The organism is Pseudolysinimonas sp. (assembly GCF_057350545.1).
Window position 1 is genome coordinate 1 of record NZ_JBMRCP010000071.1, and the last position, 16,298, is coordinate 16,298.

Consider the following 16,298-nt stretch of genomic DNA (forward strand, 5'->3'; position numbering starts at 1 on the left):
ACGCACCTCGACGCCGGCGCGCTCACGGGACAGACCACCCGGGCCGAGGGCCGAGAGACGCCGCTTGCGCGTCAGGCCCGCGAGCGGGTTGTTCTGGTCCATGAACTGCGACAGCTGCGAGGTTCCGAAGAACTCCTTGATCGCGGCGACGACGGGGCGCACGTTGATCAGGGTCTGCGGCGTGATGGCCTCGATGTCCTGCGTGGTCATGCGCTCGCGCACGACGCGCTCCATGCGGGACAGACCGGTGCGCACCTGGTTCTGGATGAGCTCGCCGACCGCGCGGATGCGACGGTTGCCGAAGTGGTCGATGTCGTCGACGTCGAGGCGCAGCTCCACCTTCTTGCCGTCGCGGACGCCCGGGAGGGTCGTCTGCTCGGCGTGCAGCGCGACGAGGTACTTGATGGTCGCGATGATGTCCTCGAGGGTCAGCACCGAGTCCTTCAGGCCCGCGTCGACGCCCAGCTTGCGGTTGAGCTTGTAACGGCCCACCTTCGCGAGGTCGTAGCGCTTCGGGTTGAAGTAGAAGTTGTCGAGCAGCGCGCGCGCGGCCTCGGCGGCGACCTGCTCGCCCGGACGCAGCTTGCGGTAGATGTCCTTGAGCGCCTCCTCCTTGGTGAGGATGGCGTCCTTCTCGAGCGTCGCGGCGATCGACTCGTAGCCGGGGAAGGCCGCGAGGGTCTCTTCGCTCGTCATGCCGAGCGCCTTGAGGAACACGGTGACCGACTGCTTGCGCTTGCGGTCGATGCGCACGCCGACCTGGTCGCGCTTGTCGATCTCGAACTCGAGCCACGCACCGCGGCTCGGGATGACGCGGGCCGAGTAGATGTCCTTGTCGGACGTCTTGTCGTTCTGGCGCTCGAAGTAGACGCCCGGGCTGCGGACGAGCTGCGAGACGACGACACGCTCGGTGCCGTTGATGATGAAGGTGCCCTTCTCGGTCATGAGCGGGAAGTCGCCCATGAAGACCGTCTGGGTCTTGATCTCGCCCGTCATGTGGTTCATGAACTCGGCGTTGACGTAGAGCGGGGCGGCGAAGGTCTTGCCGCGCTCCTTGCACTCGTCGATGGAGTACTTGGGCTCCTCGAGCTCGGGAGCGGAGAACGACAGCTGCATCGTCTCCCCGAGGTCTTCGATCGGCGAGATCTCCTCGAAGATCTCGTCGAGGCCCGTGGTGTCGGGGACGCCCGCGTCGCCGGAGGCCTTGGCGGCCTCCACGCGCTTCTTCCAGGCGTCGTTGCCGACCAGCCAGTCGAAGCTCTCCGTCTGGAGCGCGAGGAGGTCCGGCACCGTGAGGGTGTCGGTGATCTTCGCAAAGGAGAGCCGCGATGCGGTGCGGCCGGTGATGGTGGACTTCTTAGACGTGCGCGCAGCAGCCAAGGGAACAACCTCCGTGAAGCCCGTCGGCTTCAGTGTTCTCGGTCGGTGGGAAGGAGGCCCGGAAAACACATCAAGCCGACCGCAATATGACGGCGAAGGTGAGGGGGCGCAAGGATCAACTATAGGACGCAACTCGGTGACACGTCTAGCTATTCCTTGACTTTCTCCCTGCGAGGGGTCTATAAGCCGCGTCGGCGTCCCCGTGGACCGCTCACGGAGCCGGGGCGGAGCAGGATGGTGGGATGCCGGACATCGCACGCGCGGAGCTCGAGAGCGGACTCGAGGCCGTCCTCCGCGAAGACCCCTTCACGCCGGGCAGCTTCCAGCTCGTCGTCGACGGGACGCCCCAGTCGCACGTGAATCCCGACCGTCCGACCGACCTCTTCTTCGAGTACGTCAACCGCATGGGGCATGTCATCGACCAGCTCCCGGCGGGGCCGCTCACGGCACTGCACCTGGGCGCCGGCGCGCTCACGCTCCCCCGGTACGTCGAGGCGACCCGGCCCGGGTCGCGACAGCAGGGGCTCGAGCTCGAGCGCGGCCTCGTCGACCTCGTGCGCGAGCATCTGCCGTGGTCGAAGTCGGCGGCCATCCGGGTGCGGTACGGGGACGCCCGCGAGACGCTCGCGAAGCTGCCGGCCGCTCTGAAGGGGACGGTCGACCTGGCGATCGTCGACATCTTCGGCGGTGCGCGCATCCCGGCCCACGTCACGAGCGCGGAGTTCTACGCCGAAGTCGCGGCGTACCTCGCCCCGGAGGGCGTGATGCTGGTCAACGTCGCGGACGGGGGCACGCTCGCGTTCGCGCGGGGCCAGGCGTCGACGGTCGGCTACGTCTTCGCGGATACGGCGCTGCTCGCCGAGTCGGCGGTGCTCAAGGGTCGGCGGTACGGCAACTTCGTGCTCGTCGCGTCGAAGGCCGCGCTCCCCCTCGAGTGGATCCCGCGCCTGCTGCTCGGCGGACCGCATCCGGCGAGCGTCGTGCGCGGTCGTGAGCTCACCGACTGGATCGCCGGTGCCGCGATCGTGACCGATCAGTCCTCCACACCGTCGCCGCCCCCGGCGCGCAGCATCTTCCAGGTCCGTTCCAGCCGCGACGGCGGCCGTCGGACGTAGGGTCGGGGCATGCGCCGCTCCCCCCTCCTCGCCGCCGCCGTCGGCGTGATGGCCCTCGGCCTCGCGGGCTGCGGTCAGGCGAACCCGCAGACCTCGCCCGGCACGGCGGCGCCGACCCCGTCCGAGACGGTGTCGCAGGTGCAGCCCTCGGGTACGCCGGAGGTCGTTCTCACGGGTCTCGGCCTGCCGTGGTCGATCGCGCGACTCGACGACGGCGAGACGCTCATCTCGCAGCGCGACGACGCGCGCATCCTGAGCCTCGACGACGAGGGCGACGTGCGCGAGGTCGGCACGGTACCGAACGTGCGGCACGGGGGCGAAGGCGGGCTGCTCGGGCTCGCGACGCTCGAGACCGACGACGAGGTGTGGGTCTACGCGTTCCACACGAGCGCCGACGACAACCGCATCGTGCGGCTGCCCTACCGCGACGGGGCACTCGGCGAACCGGAGGTCGTGCTCGCGGGCATCGCGCGCGCGGGCAACCACAACGGCGGCCGCATCGCCTTCGGCCCCGACGGAATGCTCTACGCGACGACGGGTGACGCCGCGATGCCCGACGTCTCGCAAGACCCGACGTCGCTCAACGGCAAGATCCTCCGCATGACGCCGGAGGGCGGGGCCCCCGACGACAACCCGACGCCCGGCTCGCTCGTCTACTCCCTCGGCCACCGCAACCCGCAGGGCATCGCGTGGGACGACGAAGGCCAGCTGTGGGCCGCCGAGTTCGGTCAGAACACGTGGGACGAGTTCAACCGCATCGACGCCGGAGCCAACTACGGGTGGCCGGTCGTCGAGGGGCAGGGCGGTGTCGAGGGCTACGTCGACCCCATCCTCCAGTGGTCGACGTCCGAGGCGAGCCCGAGCGGCCTCGCGTATGTCGACGGCACGTTCTTCCTCGCGGCGCTCCGCGGCGAGCGGGTGTGGGCGATCTACGTCGACGACGCCGGTCAGGCGAGTGCGAGCCCCTGGTTCGTCGGCGAGTTCGGCCGCATCCGGGATGTCGCGGCCGGCCCCGACGGGTCACTGTGGTTCCTCACGAGCAACACCGGCGGCAACGGTTCGCCCCGCGACGGCGACGACAAGCTCCTGCAGGTCGATCTCGTCCCCCTGGCGGAGGGCTAGGTGGCAGAACTCGACCGCGTCCGCCGGTGGGCGGATGCCCTCATCGCCCTGCATCTCGACGACTCCTGGACGTTCGGCTTCGACCACGCGCGCACCCGCGCCGGGCTCTGCGACTACCGCGCGAAGCGCATCACCGTGTCGCGCCACCTCGCGGCGCGCTACGACGACGACGAGATCCATCAGGTGCTGCTGCACGAGGTGGCGCACGCGCTCGCAGGCCCGGGAGCGGGGCACGGGCCACGCTGGAAGAAGACGGCGCGCGACCTCGGCTACGAGGGGAAGCGGCTGCACGGGGGCGCGATCGCCGACGATCTCGCCACCTGGATCGGCGAGTGCCCGAACGGTCACGTGCACTACCGCTACCGCAAGCCGACGCGGCAGCTCTCCTGCGCGAAGTGCTCCCGACGGTTCGACCCGGGATTCGCTATCGCGTGGCGTCACCGCGATGACGGCAGTAACCGGCAGACTCAGTTACATGAGGGATTGCTGAATGAGCGCCGGACAGTGGCTGATCGCCCCTGAGGGCGTGACGTGGTTCTTCGACGCCGGTGCCCCGAGCCTCGACTTCGCGGCCGCACCCGAGCCGGTGCATGCGCGCGACCTGGGTGAGTGGCTCGCGGGGCGCTTCGAGCGGCTCGAGGCGGCCGAAGCGACCGAGCGCGATCTGACCGATGCGCTCGCCCTGCGGGCCGCCATCGAACGACTCTCCGTGGCGGCGGCCGATCGGCAGCCGCTCGACCCTGACGACGTCGACACGATCAACCTGTTCGGAGCCACGCCCGACGTCCCGCCCACGCTCGCGGGTGGGCGACGCCAGGCCGGTGCCGGACGACTCCGCATCGGACAGGCACTGTCGAGCCTCGCCCGCGACGCGATCTCGATCCTGTCCGTCGAGCCCGAGCGCATCCGTCGCTGCGACGCCGACGACTGCCGCCGGGTCTTCCGCGACGAGTCGCGCACGGCGAATCGCCGCTGGTGCTCGATGCAACGCTGCGGCAACCGCGCGAAGGTGCGGGCGCATCGCGCCAGGGCTGCCGGGCGCGCCCTCGTCGGTTGAGGGTTTCGAGACGCGTCCGCCTCCGGCGGGCGCTCCTCAACCCGCGGTGAGTCGCGACTCCCGGGCCGAGACGGAGGCGTTGACGAGATGATGCGTCGCGTTGCGCAGCCCCGTGTAGGCGGCCGCCGCGGCGGCGGCTTCCGGCGACTGGTGGTCGGTCCCCAGCTCCGCGATCGCATCGATCACCGCGCCCGCCCCGAGCAGGTCCTCGACGGCGAAGCGGAGCGACCGATCGGGCTGCGTCGCCCCCGCGGCGACCACGGCGATACGGAACCTCCCCCCGAGACGCTCCTGTTCGGCGAGACACCAGCGGGCGAACTCCTCCGCCTCGGCGAGCGTCGTGACCCTGGCCCCCTCCGGCACCGGTTCGGCCCCGAGCTCGTCGACCCAGGCGACGACGTCCGCGTCGACCGCCACGGCCGCGGCTCCCGAGGCTCCCCACTCGAAGCGCACCTGGTAGTCGGTCTGGCTGCGGGGCGAGGGCGTTGCGGTCACCCGACGAGGGTATCGGCGCCCATCTCCCCCGCGATGACGGCGAAGTCATGCGGCGTCAACTCGAGGGTTCCGCGGCGCATGAGCCACCCCCAGTTCGGCGCCGACCGGGTGAGTTCGAGCACCGGCAACAGCGGCGCGATCGGCGCCTCCGCCGCGCCGTCGAGGTACTCGACTCGCCGCCGCCACGGCCGCACGTCGCCGCGCGCCGCCATCGACACGGCGGCCGCCTGCCACGGTTCGCCGTCGGCGACGCGGCCGATCGCCGTGAACGCCTGCAGCGCGCGCCCCGCCGGGTAGAGGTCTCTCGGCGAGTAGTAGACGAGGCCGTCGCCGGGAGCGAGGCGCACGATCGCCGCGCGCGAGCCGTGGTTCAGCTGCGCGATCCCCTGGTCGACCCCGCGGCGCACGTGGTCGCGATGCACGACCCCGAGCCAGTACCTCATGCCCGAAGTCTGGACCCGACGGGTGACACCACCGCAGACTGGCATCATGCGGGTCACACTGCGCCTCGAGCTCGACGCCTATCCGGAGACCGTGTGGGCGATGCTGCACGATCCACTCGCCCTCGGCGCCGTCGTCGCGCCGCTCATGGAGATCGAACCCGTCGGCCACCGGCGCTTCCCGCCGACCTGGACCTCGGGCGATCACCTCGTGCGCCTCCGGCTGTTCGGCCTGCTCCCCCTCGGCGACCAGCGCATCCGGCTGTCGACCTCGCGGAAGGACGACGCGCGCATCCTCGAAGACTCCGGCGGGCCCGTCTCGGGCGTGCTCGGCCTCGTCACGGGCTGGCGCCATCGGATGGCCGTGTCACCACTGCCGGGCGGCGGCACCCTCTACCGTGACCGCCTCGACGTGTCGGCCGGCATCCTCACCCCCGCCGTCTGGCTCGGGCTCTGGCTGCTCTGGCAGTACAGGGCTCTCGGGATCCGTCGCGTCGTGGCGCGTCGTCCGGGCCTCGGCTGAGCGCGCGCCTCCGACTCCGCCCCGCCTGCCTGGGACGAGGCGGCGGGACGGAGTCTCCCGGGGCGAGGCGGGACGCGTCGCCCTAGGCCCGGCGCCCGCGCAGCACGTGACGTGCACGTCGGCGGAGGGTCGAGAGGATGCCGCCCACCACGAGCAGGGTGAGCGCGGTCTGGAAGGCGAGCAGCGGCGAGGCACCCGTGGCGGCGAGCGTCGTCAGGATGACCGCCGAGTCCTGCAGCGCGAGTGTCGTGAGCTGGCCGCCACCGCCGCCGCGTTGGGCCAGCGTCGGGAGCTCGAACGCCGTGACCTTCGCGGTGTTGACGACGGCGCCGGCGGGGGCGGTCGGGCTCAGTTGCACCTCGAGCAGCACATCGGGCGTGCGTTGGTTCGCGCCCAGGTCGCGGTCGAGCTCGCACGTGATGGTGCCGCCGAAGCCGCTCGGCAGACGGTCGTCGACCACGCAGTCGACCCATTCGGGGTCGCCGGCTTTCGTCGCCGCCGTCGGCGTCACCGAGATGATGCGCAGCACATCGGGCACGTCGTCGATGAGGATGAGCCCCGTCACGCCTCCGCGGCCGTGGTTGCCGATCTCCATCGTGTAGGTGAAGACGTCACCGGGCGCGAGGTTGCGCACCGAGGCGGTCTTCGACATCCACAGGTCGCTCGCGAGGTCGCCGGGGGTCTCGGCGCACGAGGACGTGGGCGGCGGGTAGGCGATCGCGACCTCGGTGGCCGGATTGATGACGAACTCCACGGACGCGCCCGAGCGCAGGGCGTGGGTCGGCAGCGTCGGGTCGAGGACGAGGTTCTCCCAGTCGGGGGTCTCCCCCGGCGCGGCGGGACGCCAGCCCGGCCACGCGATGCCGTCGCCATTCGCATCGACGGCCGCGCCCGGGAACAGCAGCCGGCCGGTGATCGTTCCGTCGACGTCGATCTCGATGTCGTCGGTGTGGATGACGGTGCCGTCGGCGGCGAGCCAGTTGACGTGCATCGTGCGGCCCGACACGTCGAGGTTGCGCGCCTCGACCGTGTACTCGAGCCACGGCGCATCCTGAACGCAGGCGGTGGACGCGGTCACGTCGAGCCACTTCACGGGGGTCGACACGGTGTCGTCGTCGCCCGCCACGACGACGGTCTCCGAACTCACGACAGCCGTGTTGAGAACGGTGTCGCGTGCGACCTCGGAACGCAGCGTCGCCGTGTACGCGATCACCGGCGCCGTCGCGCCGACCCCCAGGTCGCCGAGGATGACGCATTCGAGAGTCGCGCCGTAGCCGTCGCGGTCCTGGTCGGTGACGTTGCACATCCAGTCGGGGGCGGTCACCGACGCCGGGTCGATCATGAGGTCGGCGTCGAGCTCGTCGATGACGGTCACCCCGCCCGCGCTCACGGCGCCGACGTTCGCGACGGCGATCGAGTAGTGCAGCACGTCGCCGCCCTCGACGAGGGTCTCGTCGACCGTCTTCTCGACGTCGAGCTCGCCCGTGAGGAATGTGTTGGTCACGGTCACCACCGCGGCACCCGAAGCTGAGGCGGGGATGACGACGGTGCCGTCGGACGGGTCCGTCTCGCTCTCGATGGCGAGGCCGGCATCCGTTTCGGTCACCGTGCAGGACGCACCCTGCAGGATTCCGTCGACGGTCGCCGTGTACCCGTTGGCGTCGGAGAGGGTCTGCGTCGCGTCGCCGAGCAGGTCGAGTGGCATCCAGGTGCCGTCGCGGTCGATGCCGCACTCGATCTCGACGACGAACGGCCCCTCGGCGAACTCCTCGGCGCCGGCCGCGATGTCGAACGCCTTGTCGATACGCAGCGATCCCGTCGCGAAGTGGTTCTCGATCTCGACGACGCTCTCGCCGCTCGCCGGGACGTAGCGGGGCGACGGTGCCGACACCGAGTGGTGCGTCGCCGCACCCGTCTTCGTCTCGCTCACGGTGCAGTCGGCCCCCGCGATGAGACCGGTGACCTCGGCCGAGTAGCCGTTGTCCGAGGTGAGCTCGACGAGCCCGGAGTCGGGCAGCGGGATGACGAGGTCACTCTCGCCGGGACGGTCCCACGTGCAGGTGACCTGAGCCTCGAACGGACCCGCGCCGTAGCGCTCCGAGGCGCCCGTGACGGTCTTGTCGACGCGCAGCGTGCCGACGTCGAAGCGGTTGGTGAGCACGGTGTCCGTGGTGCCGGACGCGATCGTGACCGAACGATCGGCCGCCTGCACGGTCGCGCCGCCGGCATCCGTCTCGGTGATGTCGCAGACCGTGCCGACGGGGAACCGCGGCGTGAGCGTCTCGGTGTCGCCGTCGGTGAGCGTGAACGAGCCGTCGAAGAGGGTCTGGCCGTCGTAGCCGCACTCGACGGCGACCTCGAACTCGGCGTCGCCGTACTCGGCGGCACCCGTGACGTCCTTCGTGACCGAGAGGAAGCCGCTCGCGTAGGTGTTGGTCACCGTCGCCGTGTACGACGCGGCGGTGCCGAGGGTGATCGTCGCCGGGGCGTTCTCGGCGACCGTCGTGGTGCCGCCGGCGCCGACGCGCACGCCGATGCTCGTGGCGCCGTCGGAGTCGGACTCGCGGAGGGAGCAGCGCGCCGTGACCGGCAGGCCGGTGATCGTGTGCGACTCGGCGTCGGCGAGCGTGAACGCGGCGTCGCCGGCGGCGAGGGTCACCGGCAGGGTCGTCGTGCCGTTGTTCACGGAGCACGCGAGGGTGAAGTCGAACGGGCCGAACTCGCCGACGGTCGCGCTCGTCGAGACGGCCTTCGTGATCGTGAGGTCGGTCGTGCCGTAGCTGTTCGTGATCGTCGCCTGGTGCGCGACGGGAACGGGCGCCGCCGATCCGGCGGCCGTGTCGATCGTCACGACGGCGCGCGGGATTCCCGACGAGGCCGCCGGGCTGTAGGCGACGCTCGACATGCCGGTCGTCGTCTCGGTCACCGAGCAGTCGGCGCCGAGCGGGATGCCGTCGAGACGCGCCGTGTACGGAGTCGCGTTGACGGCGGCGAGGGTCAGCGCCCCCGCGGACGGCAGCACGACGTTCGCGCCGGCGATCGTGCAGGCCGCGGTCGCGGAGTAGGACGTCGGGGCGAAGGCGGCCGTCGCTCCCGTGATCGCCTTCGCGACCTGGAGCGGACCCACCGCGAGCTGCACGCCTGCGCGGACAGGCTCGACGTTGCGCTGCGTGTAGCCGTCGGGGAACTGTGCCGAGACGCCGAAGCTGTTCCACGCGCGCTGCGTGCCGAGCGGCACCGTCACGGGAGCGAGGCCGTCTCCGGCCGAGGTCGTCGGGGCGTTGACGGTGCGGTAGGTGACGGCGACGGTCGCGGCCGGCGGCAGCTCGCCGCCGGGGAAGGTGTACTGCACGCGGATGGCGCGCACCGAGGCGTAGCTCGACGTCGGGAAGGTCGCACCGTCGACCCAGGTGGCGGTGGTGCACGTGGGGTTCGACCCGAAGGACGGGCAGGGGTTCGCGGTCGTCGTCACCTGCCAGGCGATCGTCGTGCCGGCCGACAGGGCGTCGGTCGCGAGCTGCACGTCGCCCGCGAACACCGGGCGGTAGGTCGAGCCGCGCGACGTGCCCGACGCGAGGTAGGTGTCGCCCGAGCGCGGCAGCACATCGACGACGGTGGCGCTCAGCGACGGGACGTTGCCGCCGTTGGTGTACTGCAGCTTCCAGAGGTCGGTGCCGCCGATCCGCGTGCCTGCGGCACACGGGTTGCGGTAGAAGCCCTGGATGTCGGCGACGCAGGTCGCAGCGGCATTGTTGACGTTGAGCGCGCCCGTCGTCGAGACGGTGCCCGCGCCGACGTCACCCTTGACGCCCTTGAACGACGAGATCGCCGAGGCCGAGATGGTCGTCACATCGTTGCTCGTGCGGCACCCGGTCGCACCGACGGTCGAGACGCCCTCGCCGTTGCCCGACGTGTTGGTGCACCCGGAGAGCGTGCGGTCGCTCGTGAACGTCATGCGGTTGACGACGTCGCCATACGAGGCCGGGAGCCCGGGAGCGACCTGCAGCGGGATGACGATCGTGTACTTCTCGCCCGGCGCGAGGCGCGAGCCGTTCGGCCAGGTGAACGTGATGTTCCGCCCGGTCGGGTCGTAGACCCACTGCACGCCCGTGACGGGCAGGATGCCGCCGGTCGAGGTCGTGTAGGTGACCTCGCTCGTGGGGTCGAAGAGGAGCGGACCGCCGGCGGTGAGTCCGACATCCACCGGGAGCTGGTCGACGACGACGGGGTTGTCGAGGTAGCCGGTGCCGGTGTTGGTCATGATGAGCGAGAAGTCGACGGCCTCACCGGCCGGCGTGGTCTTGCTCGGGGTGCGCTTCTCGACGTCGACGCGGAACGTGCCCGGGTCGAGCGTGAACGACCGACTCGCCGACGCGGTCGCGACGGGCAACGACGGGTGGGTCGAGGTGCCGCTCACGTCGTTGACGACGGTCGACGGGAACGGGATGGCGGCGCCGTCGGCAAGGAACGCCGTGCGCACGCGGGCGACGAACACGATCGAGGTGTTCCACGCCGCAGCCGGAGCCGTCACCGAGAACAGGGAGTTGTCGGCCTTCCGGTAGGTCACGCGGAGTCCGGTCACCTGGGAGTTGGTGATGCCCGCCGGCAGCGACGGCGAGCTCGCGACCTCGGTGCCCTCCGTCCACGTGCTCGAGCCGTTCAGCTGCACGTCGACGCGCACCCGGTTCGCTCCCGAGGGCATCGAGACCGAGGTGAGCGACCGCAGCTCGAACGTGTTCCAGAAGTCGGCGTCGACGTCTTCCACGACCACCTGGCGGGTCGACGCGGTCGAGCTGCCCTGGTTGGCCGTGATCGTCACCGACGTGTTGATCGCGCGGTTCGCCTCGAGGATGCTCGTGACGGTCGCCGACTTCGAGAGCGACATCGCGATGCTCGAGTCGACGAGCGTGAGGGTCTGGCTCGCCGACGTGTAGGCGGCGGTGTCGACGAGCACGCCGTCCCAGACCTGTCCGAAGGCGGAGTTGACGACGGTCGCCGGAGCCGTGGCCGCACCGCCGCTGCGGAGCGTCGCGCGCAGCCGGGTCTCGAGCGTCAGGGTCGCCGTCGCGCCGCTCGCGATCGTGCCGCCGTCGGCCGAGGCCCCGGCGAAGAGCGCGCTCACGCCGACGACGTCCACGAGAGCGGCCTCGTTGTATCCCGCCGCCGTGGCGAGAGAGACGGTCGAGTTCGTGCCGTCGGCGAACCACAGTGTGACCGTCGAGGCGGCGGTGTCGATGCCCGAGCTGCCGCTCAGCGTGTAGTTGAGGTCACGGATCGTGAGGTACTGGAAGGGGCTGGTCGCCGGGTCCCACGCGCGCCCGTCGTAGGGGTTCACGGTCCAGCCGTTGACGCCCCCGTCGGTCGGGTGGGCGCACGTCGACACGGTCGCCGTGGTGCACGGCATCTGGTCGGTGACCCGCAGGTACCAGGCACGAGCCGCGGAGGTGTTGGTCGCGACCATCGTGTACTGCACGGTCGGGTACGACCCGGTCGCGACATCCCCCGGAACCGGGATCGGCACGGTGCTCGAGATGTTCGAGCCTCCCGTGTTCTTCGCCTGCTGCGCCTTCGTGAGCGTGAGGCCCGGCACGGGGTCGAGCACGAGGATGCTGGACGCGTCGGTCGCCGAGGCGGCGTCGGCATCCATCCGGGCGGTGTTGCTCACCGAGCCGTTCGCGCCGTCGTTGAAGGCACGATCGCCGGTGACCCAGGGGTCGGACGGATCGGCGAGCGCCGCGGTGTCGCGCACGCGGTTGCGGAGCTGGAAGACCAGGTCGAGGGAGCGGGTGTCGGGTCCGGAGGCGACGCCCGAGCCGACGGGCGGTGCGAGCGGGTCACTCGTGCGCGCGGCGGCGTACTCCTCGAACGTGATCCTCACGCCCAGGGTGTCGGCGCGCTGCGCCGTCGACAGGGTGTAGCCGGGGAAGGCACCGCGGCAGGCGGAGGCCGTCGCGCACGCGCTCGAGAAGACCGACACCCACGAGTCGGTCGTGTCGCTGTAGAGCTCGACGTCGGTGACCTGGTCGTAGCGCAGGAGCGCATCCATGCCGCTCGTGATCGCCGGGATGCGCACGAGGTCGAAGGTCTGGAACACCGAACCGCCGACGGGAGCCGTCGGGTCGGCCGGATCGGTGAGGGTGACCTCGTCGTAGCCGCTGATCTCGACACCCCAGGCGAGCCGCACGGTACGGGACTGCCCGGACTGCGAGCTCACCGTCGCGGAGCCCGACACGGGCACCCAGGTCTTGTCGAACATGAGGCCGCCGCCACCGCCGGACGGGATGGTCTTGATCGTGCCCGACGCGCTCGCCGACGCGGAGTCGCTGACCGGGAGTCCGCCGTCGAGCACGACGTCGCCCACGGCGTCGACCGTCGCGGTGTTGAGGTAGGTGACATCGACGCCTTCGGTCGATGTCGGATCGGCCGTGCCGCGCACCGTGCCGCGGGCGGTGAACGCGACGTTGGCCTGCATCGTCGTGCCCTGGGCGAAGCCGTCGTCGCGCGTGAAGGTGAAACGCAGGCCGACGAGGTCGTCGCCGTCGACCAGCGCGGCCTGATGGATCACGGCGCTGCCGCCGGCGACGATCTCATCGATCCCGACCCAGGTCGTGCCGTCGGTCGTGCCCTCGATGACGAGCGTCGCACCGGCCGGCACCTGGGTCGGGGCGATCGCGACGGCGTCGAAGCCGCGCCAGTAGTCGAGCGCGTCGACGCCCATGAGGTCGGTGATGACGATCGAGGTCGGCCGTACGTAGCCCGAGTCGCTCGACGTGGTCGCGCGCAGCTGCACGACCGAGCGCCCGCCGGTCGGCACCGCGGCGCTCGGGGTGACCGTCTTCGTCACGCCGACCTCGAGCTGGGGGTAGAGCACGGTGAGGGTCGCCGACGGGGTCGCCGGGGTCGCCGTGCCCGCGGCGTTGACGCCGTCGATGCGGCCGGTCTGGGTGAAGGTCTCCAGTCCCGGCGACGCGGCCACGGCATCCTCGGACACCGCGACACGGAACGGCACCGCGGCGGTCGCGCCCGCCGGGATGGTGCCGCGGAACTCGACCGAGAACCCGGTGATGCGCTGCGTCGCGGTGAGAGCCGGGGTCGCGGGGAACCCCGCGCCGGCGGTCAACTGGACCGGTGCGGGGTTCACATCTCCCGGGTCGCCGACGGTGAACCACGTCACCGTCGCCTCGGTCGCGCCATCCGGCCAGGCGGCGCCCGCGGTGCGGAACCCGTCGAAGAGGATGTCCTCGGTGAGGAACGCGCCCGCCTGCTGCGAGACGGTGAGCGAGTCGAGCGGACCGTTCGAGGCGTTGACACCCGTCGTCGTGACGATCGTCGTGGTGCCGGCCGGGATGCGGTTGGACGAGAAGGTCGTCACGCCGTTCACCGCCGAGGTGAGGCCGCCGATCGTGTAGGTCGCCGACGCGTTGGCGAGCTGCGTGCCGTGGTCCGGCACGGAGACGGTTCCGCGCACGGTGGCCGTGACGACGGCGCCGGTGACGAGGGAGGTGCCGGCCTGCCGCGTCGTAGCGCGCTGCGCGAGATTGAGCACGACGCTGCCGGCGCTGCCGTTCGCGGTGAGCTGGGCTCCCGCGATCGACGAGCCGAAGACGATCCGCAGTCCGCGCACGGCGGCGGGCAGGATCGAGTCGTCGAGTTGCGCGGTCGCGGCGAACGCACCGTCCACCCACGCGGTGCCGTTCCACGCGTCGACGCGGACGCGGTCGGCTCCCGCGGGGAAGACGACGGCCCCGAACGATGAGAAGTCGACCGTGTCGAAGAGGTTGCTCGCGGCCGCCGGATCGGTCGGCGCGAGCAGGGTCAGGGTCTCGGCGCGCGCGTTGGACGTGTTGCGGGTGGTGAGGGTGAGCGCCGACGCCTCGCCGATCTTGAACTGTGTCGTCGGCGGAGCCCACGCGGCGCTCGCGGTCGTCGCGACCACATACGGCACCGTCACGGTCGCCTCGACGGAGGACGTGACGGTCGCCGCCGTCGACGCCGACACGGAGGCGGTGTTCGACACCGGGTCGCCGTTGTACTCCCAGTCGGGCGAGAGGCCGACGGGGACGGCGAGGTTCACCTGGATCGAGTAGCCGTCGCCGGCTGCGATCCCGGCGCCTCCGGCGTGCGAGAAGTCCACCGTGAGGGTGCGGTCGGTCCAGGAGAAGCTCGAGGAGCCACCGGGCGGCGGGGTGACGATGACGTTGGGGTTGAGGGTGAGCGCGTCGAACTCGGGCGGGAGCACGTCGGTGACCTGGGCGTCGACGCAGTCGTCGGAGAGGCACTCGACCGCGATCGTGTACGAGAGGGTATCGCCGGGGCTGAGGGTGGCATCCTGCACGGTCTTCGAGATCTGCAGCACGGCGGTCTCACCTGCGGCGGCGACGGGCGCGGCGGCGAACAGTCCGCCGAAGAGGCCGGCGAGAGCGGCGGTGAGTGCGACGCGCGCAGCGATCGCACGTGCTCTCGAACCCCAGAACGACATGTGGAATCCCCCAGATACCAGGCGGAGCCCGGCACAGACGCGTCCCACGTCGGCGGCTCGGGTGACCGCGTGGCCACGCTAGGGGCGTGCGGAGCGGGATGTCATCGGCCCAATTGGGGCGCGACCCCGACGGGGGTAGACCCTGTCCCCCGGAACCGCGGAACAGGGGCGCGACACCCCGTCAGGTGTACCCCTCGGTCGGCTTCGGTGGTCGAGTTGCGCCCGCAGGGCGCGTGTCGAGACCCCTTACCCGAGCACGCCGACCGACGCGAGCGCGGCCCGCAGGAGGGTGCCGCGACCGCCCTCCATCTCGGCGTGGATCGCGTTCGATGACGCCTCGGCGGGCGTCATCCACGACAGCTCGAGGGCGTCCTGTCGCGGCTCGCACGTGCCCGTGACCGGCACGACGTAGGCGAGCGACACCGCGTGCTGCCGCTCGTCGAGATAGGGGCTCAGTCCGGGGATCGGGAAGTACTCGGCCACCTGGAACGGGATCGGGCTCGCCGGCAGCTGCGGGAACGCGATCGGCCCGAGGTCCTTCTCGAGGTGGCGGAACAGCGAGTCGCGGATCGTCTCGCCGAACATCACGCGCCCCGAGACCACCGTGCGGGTGATCGCGCCCTGCGGGTTCGCGCGCAGCAGGAGCCCTACGGAGGTGACCACGCCCATCCCGTCGACGCGCACCGGGACGGCCTCGACGTACAGCAGCGGCAGCCGGCGCCGCGCCTCGGCGAGCTCCTCATCGGAGAGCCACGAGGAGTTCGGATCGGGAGTGCCCACACCAGCCATGACCCCATTGTTGTCGAACGGTGTCCCCGCGCCAGGAGCCGAGTCGTTAACGTGACGCCATGTCCGCGATGCCGCCGATCGACGAGCCACTACTCGAACCGATCCCGGGGCGGGTCTGGTTCGCGATCGGCTCGAGCTTTGCCGCCATCCCGGCGATCGTCGGCGTCGGCGTCACCTTGCGCGGCATGCTCTGGGGCTTCCCCACGCCCGTCGGCCTGGCGGCCGTCGGGATCGTCAGTGAGGTTCTCATGATCGCCGGCTTCGTGATCGCCCTCCGGTTCCGCCCTCGTGACGGGCGAGCGAGCCGCTGGGCGTCGTGGGCGACGGCTGCCACCACCAGCGCCGTGCTCCTCAGCACGCTCGTCACCATGGTTGTCGCGACTTTCGGGGATCCCGCTCCGTGAGCGGCCACTTCGCGACCACCGAGGCTCGTGCCGATGCCCCCTCGTGCTCCGCCGGCCCTTAGGCGCGGGAGGAACGCATCGCAGGGGTGACCGCGACGAGGGTGCCGTCGGGGGCGGCGCCGTCGGCGAGCGCCCGGTATTCGGCGGACCCGAGCGGGTAGAGGGCGACGCGACCGTCGGCGTCCGCATGGACTCCCCAGCCGTACCGCTTGCCCAGGTCGCTCGAGCGCAGGCACGGCTGCCCCTTCGAGAAGAACTCGTCGCGGGCGGCGGGGCGCTCCGACTCGGGGAGATCGCGACGGTCGGCCCACACGGTGAAGATGACGTCGTCGGAGGTGTGCGCGTAGGGCGCCTCGGAGATCATCGCGTAGGTGCGGGCCGCGACCGACGGCGCGGCACCTTCCTTGACCGGCGGCTCGGCGGCCCCGTCGGCCTTCGAGTCGGGAGCGACGGTGATGAAGGTGTCGAAGTAGTTCGTCGTGTGCGCCACCCCT

Annotated in this window: 11 protein-coding genes and 1 pseudogene; 6 read left to right on the forward strand and 6 right to left on the reverse strand. The window is 71.2% G+C overall.

What is annotated here, in order from left to right:
• Positions 1 to 1,380, reverse strand: a pseudogene (locus ACO1X9_RS10095) (DNA-directed RNA polymerase subunit beta); the annotation flags it as partial.
• A gap of 242 nt (positions 1,381 to 1,622) precedes the next feature.
• On the opposite strand from ACO1X9_RS10095, the gene ACO1X9_RS10100 reads away from it, so the two are divergent.
• Genes ACO1X9_RS10100 through ACO1X9_RS10115 form a run of 4 tightly spaced genes read left to right on the forward strand, consistent with a single transcriptional unit; the run spans position 1,623 to position 4,674 of the window.
• Complete coding sequence (locus ACO1X9_RS10100; protein WP_486350705.1) at positions 1,623 to 2,495, forward strand: spermidine synthase; 873 nt, start codon at positions 1,623 to 1,625, stop codon at positions 2,493 to 2,495.
• 9 nt (positions 2,496 to 2,504) lie between these two features.
• Positions 2,505 to 3,617, forward strand: a complete 1,113-nt coding sequence (locus tag ACO1X9_RS10105; RefSeq protein ID WP_486350706.1) for a PQQ-dependent sugar dehydrogenase — start codon at positions 2,505 to 2,507, stop codon at positions 3,615 to 3,617.
• Complete coding sequence (locus ACO1X9_RS10110; RefSeq protein WP_486350707.1) at positions 3,618 to 4,139, forward strand: SprT-like domain-containing protein; 522 nt, start codon at positions 3,618 to 3,620, stop codon at positions 4,137 to 4,139.
• Positions 4,108 to 4,674, forward strand: coding sequence for a CGNR zinc finger domain-containing protein (locus ACO1X9_RS10115; protein ID WP_486350708.1), 567 nt, complete (start codon positions 4,108 to 4,110; stop codon positions 4,672 to 4,674). The genes ACO1X9_RS10110 and ACO1X9_RS10115 overlap by 32 nt, the downstream gene beginning before the upstream one ends.
• Positions 4,675 to 4,710: 36 nt before the next feature.
• Here ACO1X9_RS10115 and ACO1X9_RS10120 read toward each other — a convergent pair whose 3' ends face one another.
• Both ACO1X9_RS10120 and ACO1X9_RS10125 read right to left on the reverse strand, forming a co-directional pair.
• Positions 4,711 to 5,169: a 2-phosphosulfolactate phosphatase gene (locus ACO1X9_RS10120; RefSeq protein WP_486350709.1), complete on the reverse strand. Its 459-nt coding sequence runs from the start codon at positions 5,167 to 5,169 to the stop codon at positions 4,711 to 4,713.
• Complete coding sequence (locus tag ACO1X9_RS10125) at positions 5,166 to 5,612, reverse strand: EVE domain-containing protein (protein ID WP_486350710.1); 447 nt, start codon at positions 5,610 to 5,612, stop codon at positions 5,166 to 5,168. Before ACO1X9_RS10125 ends, ACO1X9_RS10120 begins: the two co-directional genes overlap by 4 nt.
• A 46-nt stretch (positions 5,613 to 5,658) precedes the next feature.
• On the opposite strand from ACO1X9_RS10125, the gene ACO1X9_RS10130 reads away from it, so the two are divergent.
• The gene (locus ACO1X9_RS10130) at positions 5,659 to 6,132 is read left to right on the forward strand and encodes a hypothetical protein (protein ID WP_486350711.1); all 474 of its coding nucleotides are present in this window, start codon (positions 5,659 to 5,661) and stop codon (positions 6,130 to 6,132) included.
• Between the two features lie 82 nt (positions 6,133 to 6,214).
• Here ACO1X9_RS10130 and ACO1X9_RS10135 read toward each other — a convergent pair whose 3' ends face one another.
• A complete protein-coding gene (locus ACO1X9_RS10135; RefSeq protein ID WP_486350712.1) occupies positions 6,215 to 14,611 on the reverse strand; it encodes a DUF5979 domain-containing protein in 8,397 nt (2,798 codons plus the stop codon).
• A 246-nt stretch (positions 14,612 to 14,857) separates the two neighbouring features.
• Positions 14,858 to 15,400: an NUDIX hydrolase family protein gene (locus tag ACO1X9_RS10140; RefSeq protein WP_486350713.1), complete on the reverse strand. Its 543-nt coding sequence runs from the start codon at positions 15,398 to 15,400 to the stop codon at positions 14,858 to 14,860.
• Between the two features lie 68 nt (positions 15,401 to 15,468).
• Here ACO1X9_RS10140 and ACO1X9_RS10145 point away from each other — a divergent pair, with 68 nt between their 5' ends.
• Entirely contained in the window at positions 15,469 to 15,804 is a 336-nt protein-coding gene (locus tag ACO1X9_RS10145) for a hypothetical protein (RefSeq protein WP_486350714.1), read from the forward strand.
• 58 nt (positions 15,805 to 15,862) lie between these two features.
• Here the strand turns inward: ACO1X9_RS10145 and ACO1X9_RS10150 are convergent, their stop codons facing one another.
• A complete protein-coding gene (locus ACO1X9_RS10150) occupies positions 15,863 to 16,294 on the reverse strand; it encodes a DUF6157 family protein (protein WP_486350715.1) in 432 nt (143 codons plus the stop codon).
• Between the last annotated feature and the right edge of the window lie 4 nt (positions 16,295 to 16,298).

Excerpts from the sequence above, each read along its gene's own strand:
- ACO1X9_RS10145 (WP_486350714.1), top strand. The coding sequence starts at position 15,469 with ATGCCGCCGATCGACGAGCCACTACTCGAACCGATCCCGGGGCGGGTC.
- ACO1X9_RS10115 (WP_486350708.1), top strand. The coding sequence starts at position 4,108 with ATGAGCGCCGGACAGTGGCTGATCGCCCCTGAGGGCGTGACGTGGTTC.
- ACO1X9_RS10105 (WP_486350706.1), top strand. The coding sequence starts at position 2,505 with ATGCGCCGCTCCCCCCTCCTCGCCGCCGCCGTCGGCGTGATGGCCCTC.
- ACO1X9_RS10135 (WP_486350712.1), bottom strand. The coding sequence starts at position 14,611 with ATGTCGTTCTGGGGTTCGAGAGCACGTGCGATCGCTGCGCGCGTCGCA.
- ACO1X9_RS10100 (WP_486350705.1), top strand. The coding sequence starts at position 1,623 with ATGCCGGACATCGCACGCGCGGAGCTCGAGAGCGGACTCGAGGCCGTC.
- ACO1X9_RS10125 (WP_486350710.1), bottom strand. The coding sequence starts at position 5,612 with ATGAGGTACTGGCTCGGGGTCGTGCATCGCGACCACGTGCGCCGCGGG.
- ACO1X9_RS10140 (WP_486350713.1), bottom strand. The coding sequence starts at position 15,400 with ATGGCTGGTGTGGGCACTCCCGATCCGAACTCCTCGTGGCTCTCCGAT.
- ACO1X9_RS10130 (WP_486350711.1), top strand. The coding sequence starts at position 5,659 with ATGCGGGTCACACTGCGCCTCGAGCTCGACGCCTATCCGGAGACCGTG.